Origin of the sequence: Nonomuraea monospora (assembly GCF_039531895.1) — a bacterium.
Classification (GTDB): domain Bacteria; phylum Actinomycetota; class Actinomycetes; order Streptosporangiales; family Streptosporangiaceae; genus Nonomuraea; species Nonomuraea monospora.
The window spans coordinates 130,918-152,707 of sequence record NZ_BAAAQX010000021.1 but is presented as its reverse complement, the minus strand read 5'-3'; the positions used below and the strand labels follow the sequence as shown (position 1 = coordinate 152,707).

General features: G+C 72.3%; 19 protein-coding genes. 5 read left to right on the top strand and 14 right to left on the bottom strand.

The annotated features are described in order from the left end of the window. Positions 1-39: 39 nt before the first annotated feature. The gene (locus ABD331_RS34805) at positions 40-1,170 is read right to left on the bottom strand and encodes a UDP-N-acetylglucosamine--N-acetylmuramyl-(pentapeptide) pyrophosphoryl-undecaprenol N-acetylglucosamine transferase (RefSeq protein WP_344484385.1); all 1,131 of its coding nucleotides are present in this window, start codon (positions 1,168-1,170) and stop codon (positions 40-42) included. 4 nt (positions 1,171-1,174) lie between these two features. Next, positions 1,175-1,990 carry a formylglycine-generating enzyme family protein gene (locus tag ABD331_RS34800; protein WP_425566105.1) on the bottom strand — a complete coding sequence of 272 codons (816 nt, stop codon included), beginning with the start codon at positions 1,988-1,990 and terminating at the stop codon, positions 1,175-1,177. Between the two features lie 302 nt (positions 1,991-2,292). Between ABD331_RS34800 and ABD331_RS34795 the strand changes: the two genes are divergently transcribed. Both ABD331_RS34795 and ABD331_RS34790 read left to right on the top strand, forming a co-directional pair. Then, entirely contained in the window at positions 2,293-3,255 is a 963-nt protein-coding gene (locus ABD331_RS34795) for a Ppx/GppA family phosphatase (RefSeq protein WP_344484379.1), read from the top strand. An 82-nt stretch (positions 3,256-3,337) separates the two neighbouring features. Continuing rightward, positions 3,338-3,688: a hypothetical protein gene (locus ABD331_RS34790; protein WP_344484376.1), complete on the top strand. Its 351-nt coding sequence runs from the start codon at positions 3,338-3,340 to the stop codon at positions 3,686-3,688. A 94-nt stretch (positions 3,689-3,782) separates the two neighbouring features. On the opposite strand, the gene ABD331_RS34785 is transcribed toward ABD331_RS34790, so the two are convergent. Together ABD331_RS34785 and ABD331_RS34780 are read right to left on the bottom strand one after the other, a co-directional pair. Continuing rightward, positions 3,783-4,202: an ATP-binding protein gene (locus tag ABD331_RS34785; protein ID WP_262380483.1), complete on the bottom strand. Its 420-nt coding sequence runs from the start codon at positions 4,200-4,202 to the stop codon at positions 3,783-3,785. A 102-nt stretch (positions 4,203-4,304) separates the two neighbouring features. Beyond that, positions 4,305-4,850: a TetR/AcrR family transcriptional regulator gene (locus ABD331_RS34780; protein ID WP_148442539.1), complete on the bottom strand. Its 546-nt coding sequence runs from the start codon at positions 4,848-4,850 to the stop codon at positions 4,305-4,307. Positions 4,851-4,951: 101 nt separating this feature from the next. Here ABD331_RS34780 and ABD331_RS34775 point away from each other — a divergent pair, with 101 nt between their 5' ends. Both ABD331_RS34775 and ABD331_RS34770 read left to right on the top strand, forming a co-directional pair. Continuing rightward, positions 4,952-6,520: an MDR family MFS transporter gene (locus ABD331_RS34775; protein ID WP_344484370.1), complete on the top strand. Its 1,569-nt coding sequence runs from the start codon at positions 4,952-4,954 to the stop codon at positions 6,518-6,520. Positions 6,521-6,565: 45 nt separating this feature from the next. Further along, the gene (locus tag ABD331_RS34770; protein WP_344484367.1) at positions 6,566-7,498 is read left to right on the top strand and encodes a GNAT family N-acetyltransferase; all 933 of its coding nucleotides are present in this window, start codon (positions 6,566-6,568) and stop codon (positions 7,496-7,498) included. 51 nt (positions 7,499-7,549) lie between these two features. On the opposite strand, the gene ABD331_RS34765 is transcribed toward ABD331_RS34770, so the two are convergent. The 7 genes from ABD331_RS34765 to ABD331_RS34735 form a co-directional block, all read right to left on the bottom strand. Beyond that, complete coding sequence (locus ABD331_RS34765) at positions 7,550-8,848, bottom strand: AAA family ATPase (RefSeq protein ID WP_344484364.1); 1,299 nt, start codon at positions 8,846-8,848, stop codon at positions 7,550-7,552. Then, complete coding sequence (locus ABD331_RS34760; RefSeq protein WP_344484360.1) at positions 8,839-10,266, bottom strand: hypothetical protein; 1,428 nt, start codon at positions 10,264-10,266, stop codon at positions 8,839-8,841. Before ABD331_RS34760 ends, ABD331_RS34765 begins: the two co-directional genes overlap by 10 nt. Before the next feature lie 94 nt (positions 10,267-10,360). After that, complete coding sequence (locus ABD331_RS34755) at positions 10,361-11,491, bottom strand: hypothetical protein (RefSeq protein ID WP_344484357.1); 1,131 nt, start codon at positions 11,489-11,491, stop codon at positions 10,361-10,363. Beyond that, on the bottom strand, positions 11,488-12,258 hold the full coding sequence (locus ABD331_RS34750) for a hypothetical protein (protein ID WP_344484354.1): 771 nt from the start codon (positions 12,256-12,258) through the stop codon (positions 11,488-11,490). The genes ABD331_RS34755 and ABD331_RS34750 overlap by 4 nt, the downstream gene beginning before the upstream one ends. A 48-nt stretch (positions 12,259-12,306) precedes the next feature. Beyond that, entirely contained in the window at positions 12,307-12,996 is a 690-nt protein-coding gene (locus tag ABD331_RS34745; protein ID WP_344484350.1) for a class I SAM-dependent methyltransferase, read from the bottom strand. Beyond that, positions 12,956-13,465, bottom strand: a complete 510-nt coding sequence (locus ABD331_RS34740) for an ATP-binding protein (RefSeq protein WP_344484347.1) — start codon at positions 13,463-13,465, stop codon at positions 12,956-12,958. The genes ABD331_RS34745 and ABD331_RS34740 overlap by 41 nt, the downstream gene beginning before the upstream one ends. Positions 13,466-13,542: 77 nt before the next feature. After that, positions 13,543-15,240 carry an NAD-dependent malic enzyme gene (locus ABD331_RS34735; protein ID WP_344484344.1) on the bottom strand — a complete coding sequence of 566 codons (1,698 nt, stop codon included), beginning with the start codon at positions 15,238-15,240 and terminating at the stop codon, positions 13,543-13,545. Between the two features lie 226 nt (positions 15,241-15,466). Here ABD331_RS34735 and ABD331_RS34730 point away from each other — a divergent pair, with 226 nt between their 5' ends. Then, complete coding sequence (locus ABD331_RS34730; protein WP_344484341.1) at positions 15,467-17,461, top strand: SpoIIE family protein phosphatase; 1,995 nt, start codon at positions 15,467-15,469, stop codon at positions 17,459-17,461. 3 nt (positions 17,462-17,464) lie between these two features. Here ABD331_RS34730 and manD read toward each other — a convergent pair whose 3' ends face one another. The 3 genes from manD to ABD331_RS34715 are packed head-to-tail and all read right to left on the bottom strand — an operon-like array spanning position 17,465 to position 21,785. Next, positions 17,465-18,673, bottom strand: coding sequence for a D-mannonate dehydratase ManD (manD, locus tag ABD331_RS34725; RefSeq protein WP_344484338.1), 1,209 nt, complete (start codon positions 18,671-18,673; stop codon positions 17,465-17,467). Next, positions 18,670-20,604 carry a glycoside hydrolase 5 family protein gene (locus tag ABD331_RS34720; RefSeq protein WP_344484335.1) on the bottom strand — a complete coding sequence of 645 codons (1,935 nt, stop codon included), beginning with the start codon at positions 20,602-20,604 and terminating at the stop codon, positions 18,670-18,672. Before ABD331_RS34720 ends, manD begins: the two co-directional genes overlap by 4 nt. A gap of 14 nt (positions 20,605-20,618) precedes the next feature. Then, the gene (locus tag ABD331_RS34715; RefSeq protein ID WP_344484333.1) at positions 20,619-21,785 is read right to left on the bottom strand and encodes an ROK family protein; all 1,167 of its coding nucleotides are present in this window, start codon (positions 21,783-21,785) and stop codon (positions 20,619-20,621) included. Between the last annotated feature and the right edge of the window lie 5 nt (positions 21,786-21,790).

Sequence of the window (21,790 nt, the reverse complement as noted above, 5' to 3'; positions counted from 1 at the left end):
GCCGCCCGGACCCGTACAGGTCCAGAAGGCGGAAGGTGGTCAGGCGTGGTGGGCGGCGCGCAACAGCAGGTCGCACAGCGCGTCGGCGGCGTCCAGCCGGCCCAGCTTGGCCGCCGCCTGCCCCATGCCCTGCCGCAGCCCGGGGTCGGCCAGCAGCGGCATCAGCTCGGCCAGCAGCATGTCGGCCGTGGGGTGCGGCTCCAGCAGCGCGCGGGCCGCGCCCGCGGAGGCCAGGTAGCCGGCGTTCTTGCGCTGCTCGTCGCCGCCGGTCGGGATGAGCGGGATCAGCACGGACGGCTTGCCGATGGCGGTCAGCTCCGACACCGTGCCGGCCCCGCTGCGGGAGATCACCACGTCGGCCGCCGCGAACAGGTCGGCCAGCTCGCCCCCCACGTACGGGACCGGGTGGTAGCGGTCGGCCAGCTCGGGCGGCAGCGCCACGGCGCGCATCTGGTCGATCCAGGCGGGCCCGCACTGGTGCACGATCTGCGCGTGCGGCAGCAGCCGGGGCAGGCTCTCCGCGATGAGCGTGTTGATCTGCTTGCTGCCCTGCGCGCCGCCCGTCACGTAGATGAGCGGCACCTCGAACGTCAGCCCGAACAGGTCGTAGGCCGCCGCGCGGTTGCCCTGCAGCAGCTCAGGCCTGATCGGGTTGCCGGTCACGACGGCCTTGGCGCGGGCCGAGGCGGGCAGGTACTGCAGCGAGGACTCGTGCGACAGCGCGATGGTGGTCGCCAGCCTGGACAGGATGCGGTTGGCCAGGCCCACCACGGTGGTCTGCTCGTGCATCACCAGCGGCCGGCGGATGATCTTGGCGGCCACGCCGATGGGCACCGCCACGTAACCCCCGGTCGACAGCACCACGTCCGGCAGGTAGCGGGCGGCGTGCCCGATCGCCTGGAACACCCCGACGGGGATGCGGAACACGTCGGCGATGTTGGTGCCCAGCTCCTTGAGGTTGGGCCGGCGGCGCAGCTTGCCCGTGGTGATCGCCTTGAACGGGATGCCGTGCTCGGCGGTGATCCGCGCCTCCAGGCCGTTGGCGGTGCCCACCCAGAGCACGTCGTGCGGCACCTGACGTCGCTGGACGGCCGACAGGGTCGTCAGAGCCGGATAGGTGTGACCGCCGGTGCCGCCGCCGGTGATCAACAGTCGCAGGGTTCGTGACATGCGATCAGCGTAGGGCCGCGCAGCGGAAGCCGGTGTGCCCGGTCGAGGAGTCGGGCGTGTTGTTCGTCCGCGCGGCCACCCGGTAACGGTTGCAGTAGGAGTCGTGACACAGGTACGACCCGCCGCGGATCACCTTGGCGGCGCCCTCGGCGGGCCCGGCCGGGTTGTCGGCGGACGGCTCCCACTCCACGCCCCACCAGTCGGCGGTCCACTCCCACACGTTGCCGGAGACGTTGTAGAGGCCGTAGCCGTTGGGCTGGAACGACTTGACCGGCATCGTCCCCTTGCTCGGCGCGGTAGGGAAGCGGCCCTGCCAGATGTTGCACCGCTGCCGCCCCTTGGGCGCCAGCTCGTCGCCCCACGGGTAACGCGCGCGCTCCAGGCCGCCCCTGGCCGCCATCTCCCACTCCGCCTCCGTGGGCAGCCGCTTGCCCGCCCAGGCGGCGTACGCGGTGGCGTCGTTCCACGAGACGTGCACGACGGGATGGTTCTGCCGGTCGCCGATCGTCGAGCCGGGGCCCTCGGGGGAGCGCCAGGCGGCCCCCTCGACGCCCGCCCACCAGGGCGCGCCCGGCACCGTCGCCTCCATCACGCCGGTCGTGGCGAACTGGCGGAAGACGAACGACCAGCCGATCCGCTCGGCCTCGGTGACGTAGCCGGTCTCCTTCACGAACGTGGCGAACTGCGCGTTCGTCACACATGTGGGGTCGATCCAGAACGGGTCGACCCGCACCTCGCGCACCGGGCCCTCGCCGTCCTCGGGGCGCCCGTCGGGGTCGTCGCCGCCCATGAGGAACGTGCCTCCGGGGATGCGCACCATCCCGCGTGGCGGCCCGCTCGGCGCGGGGCGCCGAACGGCGATCTGGACCTCGCCCGCCGGCCCGGCGGCGGGGTCGCGGCTCGGGCCACAACATGCGCTCAAGAGTCCCCCCAAAGTGTCACGACACCAAGGAAGGGTAGTGCCTGAGGCATGGCCAGGATGACGCGCCCGCCGCGCCGGGCGCACTCCTGCGTGAGCGCTCAGTCACTCCGTCCGTCACGTTGGAGGATCCGGTGCCCGTCGAGCTTCGCCACAGCCACCTCAGTTTCGCCGTAAAAGCCGCAGACCGGTAGCTTTCTACCATGCGACTCGGCGTGCTGGACATCGGCTCGAACACCGTCCACTTACTGGTCGTCGACGCCCACCGCGGCGCGCGGCCCATGCCTGCCTACTCCCACAAGGTCGACCTTCGCCTCACCGAGCACCTCGACAAGGACCAGAAGCTCGGCAAGGTCGGCGTCGAGCGGCTCGGCAGCTTCGTCGAGGAGGCCGTCCACCTCGCCGAGGACAAGGGGGTGGAGGACCTGCTGGCCTTCGCCACCTCCGCCGTGCGCGAGGCCGCCAACGGCGAGCAGGTGCTCGCCGAGATCGACAAGCGCTGCGGCGTGCACATCGCGGTGCTGTCCGGCCGCGACGAGGCCAGATTGACGTTCCTGGCGGTGCGGCGGTGGTTCGGCTGGTCGTCCGGCCGGTTGCTGGCCTTCGACATCGGGGGCGGCTCGCTGGAGATCGCCGCCGGGGTGGACGAGGAGCCCGACGTCGCCGTGTCGCTGCCGCTGGGCGCGGGGCGCCTGACGCGCGACTGGTTCACGGGTGACCCGCCGGGCAGCGACGAGGTGCGCAAGCTGCGCAAGCACGTACGGGCCGAGATCGCCCGCAGGGTCGGCGACGTGGTCAGGTTCGGCGAGCCCGACTGCGCCGTGGCCACGTCGAAGACGTTCAAGCAGCTCGCCAGGATCGCCGGGGCGGCGCCGTCGAGCGACGGGGCCTACGTGTCCCGCTCGCTGTCGCGCGAGGACATGGCCGACTGGGCCGTCAAGCTGACCAGCATGAAGTCGGCCGAGCGGGCCCAGCTCTCCGGCGTGTCCGAGGGGCGGGCGGCGCAGCTCGCGGCGGGCGCGCTGGTCGCCGACGCGGCCATGGACCTGTTCGAGGTGGACCGGCTGGAAGTGTGCCCGTGGGCGCTGCGCGAGGGCGTGATACTGCGCAGGCTCGACCTGCTGCCCGGGCGGCTCGACCAGCTCAACGGCGGCCCCGACCAGTGAGCCAGATCAAAGAGGTCAAGGTAAGGTCGATATATCCTTATTCGTTGGCATAAAGCGCTGGTGGGCGGGCATTTTTCGCCGAATGATGACAGTGCTCGGCGCGATCGGATCCCTGGCAGTCGTTCTCCTGCTCATCGTCCTGGCGGTGCTGCTCATCTCGGTCGTCGCGATGCTCGGCCTGCTCGCGATGGCGGCCTCGATGACCCACTGGAAACGGATCTGGAGGCGGCTGTCCAGGCGGGAGCCCCGGCTGGAGCTGAAGCTCAGCGGGGAGACGGTGCCCGAGCGGCGGCGGGCGGAGCTGAGCGGTAACGAGCCCCGGGTACGCCGCCGCTTCCTGCTCGGCGACGCACGGCCCCGAGAGGCGAAGCGCGGCCCCGGCCTGCGCGGCTACCGCCTGCACCGCCCGCTCGACAGGAGCACCAGGGTCTGAAAGGACGCGGAGGCCCCGCGTCGAAGTGCCGCACCGGAACCTTGGTTCCGGTGCGGCACTGGGTGGGTTGAACGGCGGGAGCTCCGCCTGGGGGTCAGGTGGCCATGAGGTGCTGCCCGGCGGCGCCCGGCGCGTAGCGCAGGCGTTTCTCCAGGCAGACCACGGAGCCGTGCTCCCGCCGGTTGGTGAAACGGATGTCGTCGGCGAGTGCCCGCATGATCTGCAGCCCACGCCCGTGCTCGGCGCCCGGTTCGGGCTCCGCCACCTCGCGCGGGTCGAATCCGTCGCCGTTGTCGACCACCTTGATCACACACAGGTGGTCGTGGACGGACGCGCTGACCGTGTAGTCGTCGCTGGGCGCCGCATGTCTGATCACATTGGAGCACGCCTCGGTGAGCATGAGCTCGATGTCATCTCGGACCTGGGGCTCGACGCCGAGCGACCGCAGCGTGCCGTCCAGCATCTGCCTGATCAGCGGGACGCTCGCCGCATCCCTGGGCAGTCGGAGTGCCATCGTAGCCTCCACTGCGCCTCCTCCCGTCTGGATGCGTGCGAGCCTTCTGCCCACGAATCCGTGTCCCAATCGTCGTTATCGGACGGGACGGGGCCGAAAACCTCATCGCTCCAGGAGGCGGTGGGCCACTTCCAGGCAGGCCTTGTGGATCTCGTCCTCGGACAGCTCGCCCTCCTTCATTAGCCACTTGCCCGCGTGCAGGGCGAACAGCGCCAGCGAATGACTGATGCGCTCGGCGGGCGGGGCGCCCGGCTCGCTGATCTCGGACGTGAGCTCTCCCATGCGCTGCCGGATCTTGATCAGCGTGGGGTGGTCGCGCAGCGCCGTCTGGTTGCGCTCCAGGAACCTGGCGATGCCGAGGTGCCGGGTCGCGCGGATCTTCTCGGCGTAGCGGTCGACCAGCTCGCGGCGCGTCTCCGGGCCCCTGGGCCGGCTCCTGACCCAGGCGAGCAGCTCGTCGAGCTCCTCCAGGCGCTGCTCGACCAGGCTCGCCACGATGTCGTCCTTGGTCTTGAAGTGGTAGTAAAGAGCGGCTTTCGTCACGCCGAGCTCCTCGGCGATCTCCCGCAGGGACGTCGCCTCGTACCCCTGCTCGGTGAACAGCCTCAGCGCGATCTCCTGGATTCGGGTTCGCGTGTCTTCCCGCACTTCGCACCTTTTCTACTTGACGGCCGGCAAGTAAGTATTTACCTTATCTTACGCTTGCCGGTCGGCAAGTAAGCAAACGTTCAACCATCTGGGGGTAAAGGATGACGGAGCCTGTTGCCGGCCGCCGCCGCGAGGTCATGGTCGTCCTGCCCGGCCTGATGCTCGCGATGGTGCTGGCCATGCTGGACAACATGATCGTGGGCACGGCCATGCCCCGCATCGTGGGGGAGCTGGGCGGGCTGACGTACCTGTCCTGGGTCGTGACGGCGTACGTGCTGGGCACGACCGTCTCCACGCCGATCTGGGGCAAGATCGGCGACCTGTACGGGCGCAAGACCATCTTCATCATCTCGATCCTCATCTTCATGGCCGGATCGGTGCTGTGCGGCATGGCGGGCTCCGCGATGTTCGGCGGCCCCGAGGGCGGCATGGCCGAGCTGATCGCGTTCCGCGCGGTGCAGGGCCTCGGCGCCGGCGGCCTCATGGTGAACGTCATGGCCATCATCGGCGACCTGGTGCCGCCCCGCGAGCGCGGCCAGTACCAGGGCATCACCGCCGGCGTCATGTCGCTGGCCATGATCGCCGGGCCGCTGGTCGGCGGGTTCATCACCGACCACCTCGACTGGCGCTGGGCCTTCTACGTGAACCTGCCCGTCGGCGCGATCGCGCTGGCCCTCATCATCGCCAAGCTGCACCTGCCCCCGGTGAACAGGACGAACGTGCGCATCGACTGGGCGGGCGCCGCCCTGCTGTCGATCAGCATCACCGCCATGGTGCTCATCACCACCTGGGGCGGCAACGACTACGCCTGGAACTCCTGGCAGATCCTCGGCCTCGGCGCGCTGGCCCTGATCACGCTGGCGGTGTTCATCCTGGTCGAGCGGCGCACCGTCGAGCCGATCATGCCGCTGCAGCTCTTCCGCAACCGCAACTTCACGCTGATCTCGATCATCGGCTTCCTGCTCGGCTTCGCCATGTTCGGCGCGATCAACTTCCTGCCGCTGTTCCAGCAGCTCGTGCAGGGCTCCACCGCCACCAACTCCGGCCTGCTCATGCTGCCCATGATGGGCGCCGCCATGGTCGTGTCGATCTTCGTGGGCCGGGCCATCACCAGCACGGGCAAGTACAAGATCTACCCCGTGATCGGCGGCCTCGGCATGGTCGCCGGCATGTGGCTGCTGTCCACCATGGACGTGGCCACGCCGTCCTGGGAGACCGGCCTCTACATCGCGGTGCTCGGCCTCGGCATGGGCTTCCTCATGCAGACCACGATGCTCATCGCGCAGAACAGCGTCGAGCAGCGCGACCTCGGCGTCGCCAGCAGCACCAGCACCTTCTTCCGCTCGATCGGCGGGTCCTTCGGCGTCTCCCTGTTCGGCGCGGTCTTCAACAACCACCTGCTGGCGGAGCTGACCGCCCGCTTCGGCGAGAGCGCGGCCGGGAGCATGGCGGGCAACGGCGCCAGGATGGACCCCGCGGCGGTCGCCCAGCTTCCCGCCCAGGCGCGCACCGGGCTGCTGGAGTCGCTGGCCGTCTCCATCTCCGGCGTGTTCTCGTGGGCCATCGCGTTCGCCGTCGTCGTGCCGGTGCTGGCGGTGTTCGTCAAGGAGATCCCGCTGCGCGGCGCCAGCCCGTCCGACGAGAAGGCGGCCACCCCCGCCGCCGGGTGAAAAATGGGAGGCGCCGGACCGGTCGCTTCCAGGACAATCCTGCCCATGCATACCATCCGCCGGCCACGCGTGGACGACGCCGCGGCCATCCACGAGCTCGTCGCCGCGAGCGACACGGCGGTCATCGGCGCCGCGGACTCCACCCTGGAGGACATCGCCGACGAGCTGGTCGAGCCCGGCTTCGACCGCGAGCGGGACGGCTGGCTGGCCCACGACGCCGGCGGCCGGCTCGACGGCTGGGCCTGGGCCTGCCGCAACGGCGACAGCGACCTCGTGGACGTCGAGGTCGTCGTCCGTCCCGGCGTGGACGGGCTGGCCGAGGAGCTGTGGCCCACCGTGCTGGCCCGCGCCGCCGAGCTGGGCAAGGAACGCGGCCACGACACCGTCACCCTGCATGTCGGCGTCTACCGCAGCGACGCGGCCAAGCGGGCGCGGGTGCAGGAGCTCGGCTTCGAGCCGGGCACCAGCTACCACCGCATGCGCATCGACCACGACGGCCCCGTGGAGCCGCTCGCCGCCCCCGCCGGGCTCACGCTGCAGTCCGGGGAGAGCGAGGAGGTGCGGCGCGAGGCGCACCTTGTGCACCAGAAGGGGTTCGCCGAGCACTTCGGGTTCGTCCCGGTCGGCTACGAGCAGTGGTACGAGCGCCGGCAGGCCTCCAGCACGAACGACTGGAGCCAGCTCGTGCTGGCCCGCCTCGACGGGCAGCCCGCCGCGGTGCTCATCGGCAGCAACGCCTTCGCGCTCGACGAGGGCTGCGGCTACGTGGCCACGCTCGCGGTGCTGCCCGAGTACCGGGGCCGGGGGCTGGGGCGGTTCCTGCTGCGGCACGCCTTCGCCGCCGACGCCGCGCGCGGGCGCAAGGGGACGATCCTGCACGTCGACTCCAACAACACGACCCCCGCGCTCGGCCTGTACGAGTCGGCGGGGATGCGGCTGGTCATGGCCATCGACGTCTGGCAGCGCAACCTGCCCTGACGTCCTGTCCTGAAGACCTGGCGCGGCGACCTGGCGCGAGGACGCGGTGGCTCAGACCCGGTGGCGGGCCAGGTGCTCCAGGACCGACTGGTTGGCCTCCCACCCGTCGGGGAACTTCACCGGCACCCCGAGCTGCACCGGCTCCGCCGAAGGGTGCGCGTCCAGCAGCTCGGCGATGCCCGCCCTGGCCACCACCACGCACGCGTGCCGATGCCGGGACGCCAGCACGCATAGCCGCCCCGACTCCAGGTGGAACGCCGTCGCGTCGCGCCGCCCCGACAGCGGGTGCAGCACGATCGTCACGTCGTACTCGCGGCCCTGCAGCCGGTTGGCGGTGTCCACGGTGATCTCCGCGGGCAGGCCCGCCGCACGGATGGCCGCCACCTGGTCCCTGTGCGCCGCCCCGACCGCGATCCGGTCCGCCGTCACCGGCCGCTCGCCCTGCTCGGACCCGGCCATCGCGCCGCGCTGCAGCAGCCGCTCGGCCAGCCGCGCCACCGCCTCCACGGCCTCGCCGTCGGTCCGGACGGTGTGCCGGTTCGGCAGCTCCAGCAGCGCCCACCCCGACCTGGCCGCCTCCTCCAGCGCCCGGTCGTGCACGCCGCCCATGCCGCCGGTCGACAGCTCCAGCCACCGGTCGCCGTGATCGGTGCCGGAGCGGAACCCGGTGAACGGGTAGAACGCCCGCGACACCACCGGCGCAGCCGAGGCGGGCAGCCGCCACGAGACCGGCAGCCGGTGCACCGGCAGGTCCGGGTTGTGCCGCAGCAGCACCGACACCGCGCTCTGCAGCGGGTCCCACGACAAGCCCGACCAGCGGTCGCCGTCCACGATCGAGAACGGGTCGAGCTGCCCGGGGTCGCCCACGAACAGCGCCCGCTCGAACAGCCCCGCGATGCGCAGCAGCTTGTCCGAGCGCATCTGGTACGCCTCGTCCACGATCGCCCACGGCCACACCCGGTCGCCGATCCACGCCCATTTGTCGGCCGTGGCGATGACGATGTCCGGGTCGCCCAGGTCCTGGATGCGGGTGCCGACCCGGACGCCGGGCAGCTCCAGCATGCGCAGCGGCGGCACGTACCCGCCGGCCGACAGGCGGCCCACGGTCAGGTGCGGGTGCTTGTCGCAGATCCGCGCCACCAGGTCGTCGACCTGCTCGTTGGTCTGCGCCACGATCATCAGCGGCTCGCCGGTCGCCGCGATGTGCGCCGCCGCCCGTACGACCAGCGTGGACTTGCCCGCCCCCGGCGGCGAGTCGACCACCACGCCCCGGTGGCGCGGCAGGTCGGCGAGGACGTTCCTGATGACCTGCTCCGGGCTGAGCGTCGTCTCCTCGCCGGTCACGACCATTCCTCCTGGGCGTCCTCGTCGTCGGGCACGTACTCCTGCGGCGGGCCGCCGTGCGTCCACGGCGTGGCCTCGGGCTCGGGCAGGGCGGGGGAGCCCTGGAAGTCGTCGGTCAGCGAGGTGTAGCAGACCCGCTCGCCGACCTCGGGCACCGCGCCGGGCGCCGGGGTCTTGCCCCGGCCCATGCCCTTGGTGATCTTGAGGGTGACCAGGCCCTGCGCGGCCTCCACCAGCTCGGCGCCCTGGCTGCGGCGCTGCGGGGTGCCCAGCGAGGTGCCGGGCGGCAGGCGTACCGGATCGTCGGTCTTGATCACCACGAGCGGGCGCAGCTTGCGCGAGCGGCCCTCGCCCTCGGTGTTGTCGGGCACCGTCTCGATCACCTCGCCCGCGAACGCCTCGCCGGTCAGCCGGTACTCGGCCATCACCAGCGGGTCGTCGTAGGCGCGCTGCACGTCGTAGGCGGCCTGGGCGCGCTCCATGCGGGCCAGCTTCGCCGCGGCGGTGACCGCGCCGTCGCGCCGCGCCTGCGGCGGCGCGCCCTCGGCGACGTGCACCGCCATGCCGCTGAACGAGCCGCGGTCCTGCTCCCACCGCTGCGCCACGCTCGCGCCCTCGGGCAGCCCGGCCAGCAGGTCGATCGCCTGCCACATCAGCCGCCAGGTGGGTTCGAGCTGGGTGCGCAGCGCCTCGGTGACGCGTTCTGCGGATTCGCTCTCCATCGCGGGGGCGAGCACCTCCGCGTCGAAGCCGGGGTCGGTGGCAGGGCCGGCGGGCGGCCAGATCAGCGGGTCCTCGGCCTCGTCGCTGGGCCCCGTGGTGATCCAGGCGAGCAGCGCCGCCAGGTTGGCGTCCTCCAGCGAGCTCTGCCCGCTGGCCCAGTGCCGGCCCAGCTCCTCGGTGGCGGCCAGCATCAGCGACGAGCCCGGGTACGCCGCCCGCTCCCCGAGATAGGTCAGCCACCGGCCCAGCAGCGGCACCGACTCCGGCACCGGGTAGGGGCCGTCGGTGCGGCGGAAGCGGGTCGAGCGGCCGAGCAGCCGGGTGAAGGCCACGCCCGTCTGGTTCGGGACGATCACCTGCGGGGCGTCGATCGCCCGCTCGTACGGGTCGGCGTTCTTGCGCTCCACCGACTCGGTGTCGTTCATGAAGCCCTCGATGTAGGGCAGCAGCACCGCGGCCACCTCGGCGGCCCAGGCGAAGCGCAGGTCGCGGTTGCGCGGCTGGGTGACCACGAGCAGCCGCGGCCGTTCCCGGTCGGTGCCGAGCATCGCGGCCAGCGGCGCGGCGGCCTCGCCCGACAGCTTGAGCGGGATGAACACCATGGGACGGTCGGACAGGTGGCAGTGCCTGACGGTCGCGACGGGCTGCGCGACGCCCTCGTCCAGGGCGCGCAGCCGGGCTAGCGAGGTCAGCAGGCTCATGTCGGGCGTCTCCGCGGCAGGCGGGTGGTCGGCGGCTTCAGGCTCGTCAGCGGCGCAGGCGGCTGAGGCGGCTGAGGGCGCTTCGTCGGCGGGGTCAATTGAGGCACTCTCTGCGCAGGCGTTCGGCGTTGCGGAGCAGCCGGGCGATCTCCTCCTGCCCCTCGGCCGGGTCGCGGGACCCGTCGGCCAGGCCCAGCGCCTCGGCCACCGAGGCGACCCCGCCCAGCTCGTCGCGCACCTGCCGGCCCAGCAGGTCGGAGGCGCCCTCCTGGCGGGCCTCGTCGCGGCAGAAGAAGCACAGGTCGCACGTGGACAGGCAGTCGGGCGCGTACCGGGCGGTGGTCCTGCGCAGAGCGTCGGCCAGCTCGGCCACCGGCCTGGTGGGCCGGCCGTCCTCGTCGGGCAGCAGGTCGAGGGTGAGGTCGTCGGGCAGGCCGTCGAGCAGCCGGTCGAGCGTGGTCATGCGGGCGAGCTGGCGGCGCAGCACGGCGAGCTGCTTGCGCACGTCCACCAGGGTCGCGACCGGCCGGTTGGCGAAGTTCTCCGGGCAGACCAGCACCACGTCGTGGGAGACCTTCAGCGGGTCGTGGCCCAGCTCCTCCAGCAGGTTGCGCAGCGCCAGCACGTACACCGCCGCCTGCCGCGCCGCCGCGGCCACCGCCGACGGCTCGGCCTGGCCGTCGATCACCGCGAACGACTTGATCTCCACGATGTGGAAGCGCCCGCCGAGCTGGAAGGCCACCACGTCGGGCTCCAGGTACGCGGTGTGCCCGGCGATGCGCAGGCTGAGCAGCGGATGGTCGTACAGGGTGCCCGCGTCCTGCCCCTCGCGCGCCGCCCGGTCGAACAGCGCCTTGGTGTGCGCGTGCCGCAGGTGCGCGCCGATGTTCTCCACGTCGTGGTAGGCCACCTCGGCGACGGGCAGGCCGAGCACCTCGCGCAGCATGCGCAGCAGCTCCGCGCAGCCGTCGGCCTTGACCAGCGCCTCGAACAGGTTGCCGCGCGTGATCGCGAACGGCGACTGGCCGAACGGCGCGGGGAAGCCGAGGTGCCGGGCGGCGGCGTCCTTGTCGATGCCGGCGCCGTCCATCAGGGCGCGGCGGGTGCAGCCGGGGTTCGCGGCCAGCGCCGCGATGGCGCGCGCGTCGTGCGGCTGCTGCGGGGTCGTGCCCCGCAGCGCGTCCAGCCGGTGCACCTGGTCGCCTTCGCGCTTCAAGCCGCTCACTTGGCCTTCTCCTTCTTGATCGTGCTCAGCGTAGCGGCGCCGAACAGCCGAGCGGCGTCATCGAGCTGTGCTTTGGCGCGTTCTGCCAGCTCGGCGCGATCCCGCGTGTCGCGATCCGCGTGCACGCGCAGCTCGGCGCGGGCCGCCTCGACCACCTGCGCGGGGTCGGGCAGGGCCAGGGTGCCGTCGGTGGCGCCGGGGATGTTCCTGGCCATTCGGACCAGTAAGCGCAGCGCCCGCTCGTCCTCCGAATAGTGTTCCGCCACCGCGATGGCGCAGGTCAGGAAGTCGACGCGGAGGCTGAGCGGGCCGACCACCCGCCGCTCCAGCGGCCAGGTGCTGAGCGTGAGCAGGCCGCGGGCGGGGGAGAGGCGGTCGGTGAGCGCGGCGCACAGGTAGTACGGGCGCCCGAACGGCGAGGAACGGAACGAGCGCTCCTCGTCCCTGCGCAGGCTGGTGAGCTGGCTGCTGCGGATGGTGCCGCCGAAGAACGCGTCGCTGACGGCCACGACCAGCCGGGGCTGGGCGGCGGCGCCGAGCAGCCGCAGCCCCTGGTGAACCTGCTCGCGTACGGTGACCAGCCGCGGCGGCTCCTCCTTGGAGGCCGGCTGCCGGCCGCTGACCAGGGCGTCCCAGGCGCGCTCTGTGCTGCGCAACTCCGCTCGCAGGACGCGGGCGGTCGCGCTGTCCCTGACCCGCATCGCCTTGCGCACGCCGGCCCGCAGCTCGTCGATCCGCCGTTCGAGATCGTCCAGCCGGTCACTCATGGCGCGACTGTACCAGCAGTCCCAGTATTTCCCAGTATTTTAGGAGATCTACGTCGTAAAGGCGTCCGGAACGGCCAGCACCCACGTGCGGTCGTCGGTGAGGAAGCGCTCCAGCCGCAGCCCCTCGGCCGCCAGCGCGGCGGCGAGCTCGTCGTCGGTGAGCCGCCTGGAGGAGAACGACTGGGTCCACACCTGGTCGTCGCCGTGCGTGTAGCGCATGGTGGCGTGGAACATGCCGGGCGAGACCTCCTCGACGGCCGCCATCGTGATCGTGATGTCGCCGTCCTGGCGGCCCAGGCCCACGTGCCAGCGGTCGTGCGCCTCGGCGGGCATCCACTGGATCAGGACCGCGCCGCCGGGCTTGACGTGCCGCGCGCAGGCGGCCAGCAGCGCCTGCCTGGCGGCGTCGTCCCCCGTGTTGACGAGCTGCGAGGCCAGCATGACCGTGTCGAACCGTTCGCCGAGCCGCAGCTCCTGCACCCGGGCGACCACCGTGCGCGCGCCGCGCACCCTGGCCAGCATCTCGGGCGACTCGTCCACCGCCACCACCTGAAAGCCCAGGCCGACGAGCGGGTGCGTCACCCGGCCGACGCCGGCGCCCAGCTCCAGCACGGAGCCGCCCGGCGGGGTGACCCCAGCCACGATCCCGGGCTCGTCGCCCGCCTCCAGCTTGCTGTAGAACTCGACGGGGGAGCCGTCAGGCGTGATGGGTCCTGGGCCCGTTCCTGTGTTCCGCATACGTCGAACCTAGCTCCGGATCAACGCGGTGGGCGATCATTGTTTCCAGCGGCTGACGGGATCGGCCCTCCGCGGCGGCCGGGCGCCGGCGGCGGAAGCGCAGGCTCAGCAGCGAGCCCCGCTCGGTGTGCTCCAGCACGACCTCGTCGCACAAATTCCGGATGACCCAGAGGCCGTAGCCGTGCGAGGCGGTGCGGTCGAGGTCGCCGGCGGTCAGGTGGTCGTGCGTCAGCAGGCCGGCGAAGTCGAGGACGTCCACGACGACGTGACCGGCGTCGGCGCGCGCGGTGATGAGGCCCGACTGGCCGCCGTGGTCGAACACGTTGGTGACCGCCTCGTTCACGGCCAGCACCAGATCCTCCAGCCGCCGGTCGGGCAGGCCGCAGTAGCGGCCGTGCAGGCGTACCAGATCCCTGATCAGGCCGAGGTCGGCCGTGATCGGACACCGTAGTTCGAACTCGAAGATCATCGCCATTCTGCCCGCCGAGGGCCGGGAGGATATCCGCGGGCCCTGTTCCAGCTTTCCCCGCCGAAGATCGGCAAACGTCAGCTTTCCGCGCCGCCCCCGTCGCCGGAGGGAGACGGACGGTAGCGTGGCTGCCACATCGCGTCCTGGACCTGCTGGACGGGGTCGTCCAGGGCCACCCTGGCCAGGCCCTCCTCGGCCGCCTGCCTGGCCACCGCGACGGCGACCGTGGCCGAGACCGCACGCAGGTTCTCCACCTCCGGCAGCAGCGACGCGCCCGGCGCCGACACGTCCACCATGCCCGCCACCGCCTCGGCCGCCGCCCGCAGCATGCCGTCGCTGACCCGCCTCGCCCGCGACACGACCACGCCCAGGCCCACCCCCGGGTACAGCAGCGCGTTGTTGGCCTGGGCGATCGAGTGGTCCACCCCGTCGTACGGGATCGGCTCGACCGGCACCCCGGTCGCCACCAGGGCCCGCCCGCCGGTCCAGCGGAGCAGGTCGTCCGGCGCGGCCTCCATGCGCTCGGTCGGGTTGGACAGCGGGAAGACGATCGGCCGCCCGGCCTTCATCGAGCGCACGACGTCCTCGGTGAACGCGCCCCGCGCCGTCGAGGTGCCCAGCAGCATCGTCGGCTGGACGCGGGCCACCACCTCGGCCAGCCCGATGCCGCCGTCCTCGTCCCTGGCCCAGCCCTCGGTCTCGGCGGGCGGGCGGGCGTAGGGGCGCTGGAAGTCGCGCAGCCCGGCCACGTCCTGGGTCAGCAGGCCCTGCTTGTCCACCGCCCAGACGCGGCGGACCGCCTCCTCCTCGTCCAGGCCGTCGCGCGCCATCGCGTCCCTGAGCTGGTCGGCGATGCCGATCCCGGCCGTGCCCGCGCCGAACACCACCACGCGCTGATCCCGCAGGCGCTGACCGGTGACGCGCATCGCGCCCAGCACGGCCGCCAGCACGATCGCGCCGGTGCCCTGCATGTCGTCGTTGAAGGTCGGGACGCGGCCGGTGTAGCGCTCCAGGATGCGGCGGGCGTTGGACGGGCCGAAGTCCTCCCAGTGCAGCAGCGCCTGCGGGAACAGGCGGGTGGCCGTCGAGACGTAGGCGTCGATGAAGGCGTCGTAGCGCTCGCCGCGGACCCGCGCGTGCCGCTCGCCCACGTAGAAGGGGCCGTTCAGGAGCGCCTCGTTGTCGGTGCCGACGTCCAGCGCCACGGGGATGACCCGGGCGGGGTCGATCCCGGCCGCCGCCGTGTAGACGGCCAGCTTGCCCGCCGTGATGCCCGCCCCGCCGCCGAGCCCCCAGTCGCCGATGCCGAGGATCTGCTCGGCGTCGGAGGCCACGATGAGGTCCACGTCGCCCGCGCCGAGGCCGAAGTTGCGCAGGGCCCGCTCGATGCCGCCGGGGTCGTCGATCGACAGGTAGACGCCACGGGGGCGGCGGTACTCGCGGCTGTAGTTCTCGATCACCTGGGCGATCGTGGGGTCGTACACGATGGGCAGCAGCTCGCGCAGGTGGTCGCTCAGCACCCGGTAGAAGAGCACCTCGTTACGGTCCTGGAGGCCGGACAGGAAGATGCTCCTGGCCAGGTCGGTCGGCTGGCGGCCGTACTGCATGTACGCGCGGGCCGCCTGCTCGTGCAGGCTCTCGACGACCGGCGGGATCAGCCCGTCCAGCCCCAGACTCGCCCGCTCCGCCGCGCTGAACGCGGTGTCCTTGTTCAGCAGCGGGTCTTCGAGCACGGCGGGGGAGTGCCGCCTCTGCCCGTGTTCGTACTCGCCCATGCGGTGCTGGCTGCCCCGCGCGGGGCAAGGCTAAGGGCGGCACTTCGAAGATCAATGATGGCCGGGGCGCGGTGGCCTCGCGGCGGTCGGCGTGATGAGGCCCCGGGCCAGGAGCCCGCATGGTGCCGCGTATCCCCATATGTCAGGGCAAACCTTGGTCAAGAGGAGGAGTGTCGCAGGTCAGCGGGACTATTCTGGGGCTTCTTGAGCACGGATGGGTGATCCGATGAGCACCTCCGACAGCGACACAAGAGGGGCGTTCCCAGCGGTCGCCGTGATCGACGCCGACGGCATCATGATCGGCTGGACCCGGTCGGCCGAGGACCTCACCGGCTACCCCGCCGCCGCCATCCTGGGCCGCCCCGTCACCACGCTCCTCCTGCCCGGCGCCGACCCCGGCTGGCGGCCTGGCAACGGCGCGGGCCTGGTGGAGCTGCGGCGGCGGGACGGCGGCAGGATCGTGGTGCGCGCCGAGGTCGCCCCGCTGGCCACCGCCAGGGCGGGGGAGTCGTGGCTGGTCTCGGCCATCCCCGCCGCCGACGACCTGTCCGGCCGCACGGGCTCCCTGCTGGAGGCGCTCATCAGCCACTTCCCGGTGGCCATGGCCATCTGGGACAAGGACCTGCGCTGCGTCTGGCTGAACGCGGCGGCGGCGAACCTGGAGGACGTCTTCCCCCACTACCGCATCGGCCGCTCCCTGGCCGACCCCATCCCCGGCACGGACACCGAGGCCGCGAAGGAGGCGATGCGCAGGGTGCTCGCCGACGGCGCCCCCATGATCGACCGCGAGGCCCGCTGGTCGGCTCCCGACGGCAGCCAGGAACGCATGCTGTCGACCTCGCTGTTCCGCCTGGAGGGCATGGAGGGCAGGCCCCTGGGCGTCTGCTCGCTGGCCCTGGACATCAGCCACAGCAGGGCCAGGGACCGCCTGGCCCTGCTGCGCGAGGCCAGCATCCGGATCGGCAGCACCCTGGACGTGGGCAGGACCGCGCAGGAGCTGGCCGACCTGGCCGTGCCCGTTCTGGCCGACTACGTGACCGTCGACCTGTCCGAGGCGACGCTCCCGGACGCCGAGCCGCTGCAGCGGCTGGCCGCCACGGAGGTCAGCGTCCCGGTCTTCCGCCGGGCGGGCGTGGCCTCCGTCCACGACGGGATCCCCGAGTCGCTGTGGCCCATCGGGGCAGCCGTGTTCGTGCCGCCCGACTCGCCGTTCACGAAGGTGCTGGCCTCGCGCCGGCCGCACTTCGAGGCCGTGCTGGACACCTCGCCGGGGAGCTGGCTCGGCCAGGACCCCGACCGGGCGCGGATCATCCACGGCACCGGCATGCACACGCTGATCATCGTCCCGCTGGAGGCGCGCGGCGACATCCTGGGCGTGGCGGTGTTCGTCCGCAACGCCAACCCCGCGGCGTTCACCAGGGACGACCTGCTGCTGGCCGAGGAGCTGGTCGCGCGGGCCGCGCTGAGCCTGGACAACGCGCGCCGCTACACGCGCGAGCGCAACACCGCGCTCGCGCTGCAGCGCGACCTGCTGCCGCGCCACCTGTCCGGCGGCGCCGCCGTCGAGGTGGCCTCCCGCTACCTGCCCTCCGACGTGCACGAGGGCGTCGGCGGCGACTGGTACGACGCCATCCGCCTGCCCGGCGCCCGCATCGCCCTGGTCGTCGGCGACGTGACCGGGCACGGCATCAACGCCGCCGCCACCATGGGCCGGCTGCGCACCGCCGTCCGCACCCTGTCGTACCTGGGGCTGGACCCGCACGAGCTGCTCGCGCACCTGGACCGGCTGGTGGTCGAGGACTCCTGCGGCGACCTCGACGCGGCGGGCGCCACCTGCCTGTACGCGATCTACGACCCGGCCACCCGCCGCTGCACCATGGCCGCCGCCGGGCATCCGCCGCCCGCGGTGGTGTCGCCGTCGGGCGAGGTGACGTTCCCGCCGCTGCCCAGCGGCACCCCGATCGGCCTCGGGCTGGGCGCGTTCGAGTCGCACGACCTGCACCTGGACGCCGGGACCGTGCTCGCCCTCTACACCGACGGCCTCATCGAGACGCGCCAGGCCGACCTGGACGCCGGCATGGCCAGGCTGGGCACGGCCCTGGCGGGCGCGGCGGCGCTGCCGACGCTGGAGGGCCTGTGCGCCGCCGTGGTCGGCGCGATCGTGGGCGACGGCCCCGCCGAGGACGACGTCGCCCTGCTCATGGCCCGCACCCGGGCCTGACGCTCACCAGTTGAACATGGTGCCGTCCTCCAGGCGGCTGACCGGCAGGTAGGCCCGCTGGTACGGGTACCGCTCCGCCAAATCGTCCCGGTAGTCCACGCCCAGCCCTGGAGCTTCGCCCGGATGCAGGTACCCGTCCGAGAAGGTGTAGGCGTGCGGGAAGACCTCGTCGGTCTCGGCGGTGTGCCGCATGTACTCCTGGATCCCGAAGTTCGGGATGGACAGGTCGAAGTGCAGCGCCGCCGCCATCGTGACGGGCGACAGGTCGGTGGCGCCGTGGCAACCGGTGCGCACCTGGTGCACCGCCGCGTACGCCGCCGCGGTGCGCAGATGGGTGATCCCGCCGCCGTGCACCACCGTCATCCGCAGGTAGTCGATGAGGTACTCGCGCAGCAGCAGCGTCGCGTCGTGAACGGTGCTGAAGATCTCCCCGACCGCGAGCGGCGTCGTGGTGTGCTGCCGGATCAACCTGAAGGCCTCCTGCTGCTCGGCGGGCGCCACGTCCTCCAGCCAGAACAGATGGTACGGCTCCAGCTCCCGCCCCAGCCTGCCCGCCTGGATCGGGGTGAGCCGGTGGTGGGCGTCGTGCAGCAGGTGCACCTCGTCGCCGTACTCCTCGCGCACCCTGGCGAACAGCGACGGCACCGTGGCCAGGTACTTCTCGGTGCTCCAGACGTCCTCCGCGGGCAGCCCCGCCTCGGCCGGCTCGTAGAACAGCTCACCCCTGCCCACGCCGTACGTGCCGGTCAGCCCCGGCACCCCCGCCTGCACACGGACCGCCTTGTACCCCAGGTCCAGGTACCGCCCGACCGCCTCCACGGCCTCGCCGGCGCTGTGGCCGTTGGCGTGCCCGTACACCAGGACGCCGGTCCTGCTCGCGCCGCCCAGCAGCTCGTAGACGGGCACGTTCAGCGCCTTGCCCTTGATGTCCCACAGCGCCATGTCGACCGCGCCGATCGCGGTCATCGTGACGGGGCCGCGCCGCCAGTAGGCGCCGCGGTAGAGGAACTGCCAGATGTCCTCGACCTGGAACGGGTTGCGGCCGATCAGACAGGGCGCCACATGGTCGCGCAGGTAGGCGGCGACGGCCAGCTCGCGGCCGTTGAGCGTGGCGTCGCCGAGCCCGTACAAACCCTCGTCGGTGTGCACGCGCAGCGTCACGAAGTTCCGTCCCGGGCTGGTGACCAGCACCTCGACGTCGGTGATCCTCATGCCAGCTCCAGGACGCGCACCCCGTACGGCGGCAGCTCGACGACACTGACCGGCGCGCCGTCCTCGTCGCGCAGCACCCCGCCGCGCACCGACGGCGCGGCCTTGAGCTCGGCGTCGCACTGGCTGACGCACCACACGAACACGCGGCCGTCCTCGTGCCGCATCAGCGCGGCGCTGACCAGCGGCGTCTCGAACGACACAGGCGTTTCCACGCCCGACTCGGCGGCCAGCGCCCGGTACAGGCGCCAGGTGGGCTCGGGGTTGGCGTGCGGCGTGACCGCCGCCATGTACTCCAGAGGGTAGGTCGCCAGCACCATCCAGCCCGCCCCGACGGCGTGCCGCAGCAGCGCGGGCCTGCCCGCGGCGTCCCTGGCCAGCACCTGCGCCCCGCTCGCTCCGTCCGGCTCGACCGGCAGGTACGAGCGCGAGTTCGCCGTCCCCGCCACCGGGAACACCAGCTCGTCGCCGGCCTTCAGGTCGCCCAGCGCGGCGGTCATGGTCAGCGTGACCGTGTCGCCGGGGATGGGCTCGACCAGGCCGTACCGCGACTGCTTGCGCACCCCGAACATCTCGTCCAGGCCCGGCCACCAGGAGCCGCGCTGGTTGTCGTGCTCGCCCGCGAACCAGGACGCGTACACGGTCGCCCCGGCGCGGGCCCGCTCCAGCAGCGCGCGCCAGCCGGGCGCGGTGAGCTGCTTGGCCGACGGCAGCAGATACAGCCGGCAGTCGTCCGGGATGCCGTCCTTCTCCCTGGCCACGCCGACGGCCAGATCGGCCTCGCGGGCCGCCACGTACGCCTGCCTGCACACGTCGAAGACCACCGTGGCGTCACGCGGCTGCGTGAACGGATAGCGGCTCTCCAGGTACGACGAGACGACCAGCGCCGCCTCCGCGTCGGGACGGGAGCAGCGCCGCAGATCCACCCGCTCGATCAGGGCCGCGAAGTCGCGCACCTCCCTGGCCTGCGCCTTCGGCCGCCCGGCGGCGTCCACCAGCCCGAAGTGCATCTCGAACGGGTGATGGCTGTACGGCTCGTCCGCCCACAGGTCGTCGTAGTCGGTGTTGTTCCACGCCAGCCAGCCGGTCGCGCCCGCCAGCAGCGTGTTGTGCAGGACCTGCCGGTAGTAGTGGGCCGCGTTCACCTCGCTGGTGTAGTCGCTGGTGAGGCCGAACTCCTCCATGACCACCGGCTCGCCGCCGAGATCGAGCAGCTCGCACACGAACGCCGCGCCGAGATGCTGCCGTACGGCGTCCGTCTCCATCCGGTAGACGTGCGGGCCGAGGAAGTCGACCAGCCCGGCCAGCTCACGCACCCGGAAGCCGTTGTCGTTGCCGGTGACCTCCACGCCCCACGCGCCGTCGCCGATCGAGACCGGCTGGGTGCCGCCGCCGGCGCGGACCGCGTCGATGAGGAGCTGCGCCCAGCTCGTCACCTGCTCGTGGTCGAGCGTGCCGATGCCGCGCGAGCGCCAGTCGCCGTAGATGGGGATCTCGTTGGTCAGCAGCCACGCGGCGACGGCCGGATGGTCCTTGAAGCGGGACGTCAGCTCGCGCACGTACCAGGCCTGGCGGGCCACGAACCACACGTCACCGAACAGGTCGCGGCCCTGCCGCCAGGCCGGGTCCCAGTTCTGCCCCGACATGTGGCCGACGATGAACGTCGGGATCGTGCGCATGCCGAGCGCCTCGTGCCGGTCGAGGAAGTCGGCGTAGCGGGCGATGAGCTCCTCGTCCAGGCTGCCGGGGGTGGGCATGAAGTCGGGCCAGTAGAAGAAGCTCCTGGTGACGGTCATGCCGTGCTCGCGCATGACCGCCAGCTCCGCGGAGACCACGTCAGGATCGTAGGAGCGCCACATGCGCGGCCCGCCCGCCCTGGACCAGAAGTTGACGCCGACCCAGAGGTCGCCGAGCCTGGCCGAATGCCGCTTCACCTGTGATGTCCTCCTCAGTCGCTGCCGGTGACGAAACTCTGGATGGCCACGACGGCGCCGCCGCGGGCCCACTCGCGGAAGTCGTCGGCCTCGATGACCACGTTCACCGAACCCGGCACGCCGCGCCGGTTGGCGGTCAGGGCCCGGCCCAGCTCGTCCTTGGCGATGCGGGCCAGCTCCACGCCCTCGCCCGCCAGGACCACGGTCTTGACCATGGACATCGTCGCCACCATCGCGATGAGCCTGCCCAGGGCCTGCGCCGCCTCACGCACCACGGACAGGCACACCCGGTCGCCCGCCGCGGCCAGCCGCATCACCTCGTCGTAGCCGACCTCCCGCCGCAGCGCCTGCCCGACGGTGCCCTCGATCGACCAGCTCGACAGGTACGCCGCCGCGCACCCCCGGTGCCCCTCCGGGCACAGCGGCCCGCCGGGATGCAGCACCAGGTGGCCGAACATGCCCAGGTCCGCCTCGGCCGCGGCCACCAGGTGGTCGTGCACGATGAGCGCGTAGCCGATGCCCGCGCCTATCGTGACCAGCGCGAAGTCCCGCAGGCCGCGTCCTGGGCCGAACCAGTGGTGCTGGTGCGCCAGCGCCGCCACGTCGTTCTTGACCACGCACGGCACGCCCAGCGCGCGCTCCATCAGCGGGCGCAGCTCCACCTGCTCCCAGCCCAGGTACGGCGCGTCCACGAGCTGCTCGCCGCCGATCTGCGTGGAGGCGCGCGCGTTGCCGCCGATCGTGATGCCCGCCCCGACGGGCGCGATCGCCCCGGTGGGCAACCCGCCGCCCAGCCCGCCCGTCAGCTCGTCCAGCAGTCGTCTGGCCTGGAGGCAGACCGCCTCCGGGGCGCGGTCGGTGATCGCCTCGTCGCGGCCCGCGATCACCTCGGCCCGCAGGTCCGTGACGACCGCGTGCACGCGGTCCGCGGTCAGCTTCAGCCCCAGGAACCGGTGCTCGCCCGCGGCCACGTCGAGGGGGCGGGTCGGCCGGCCATTGACCGGGTCGTGCACCACCTCGCCCTCGACCAGCAGCCCCGCGTCGACCAGGGGCTTGGTCAGCCGGGTCAGGCTCCCGGTGGACAGGTGCAGGGTCTTGGCCAGCGCGGTCCTGGACTGCGGGCCGTGGATGATCAGCTCCTTGACGATGGAGCGTGCGGCGTCGGGCAAGGCGTCCCACATGCCGC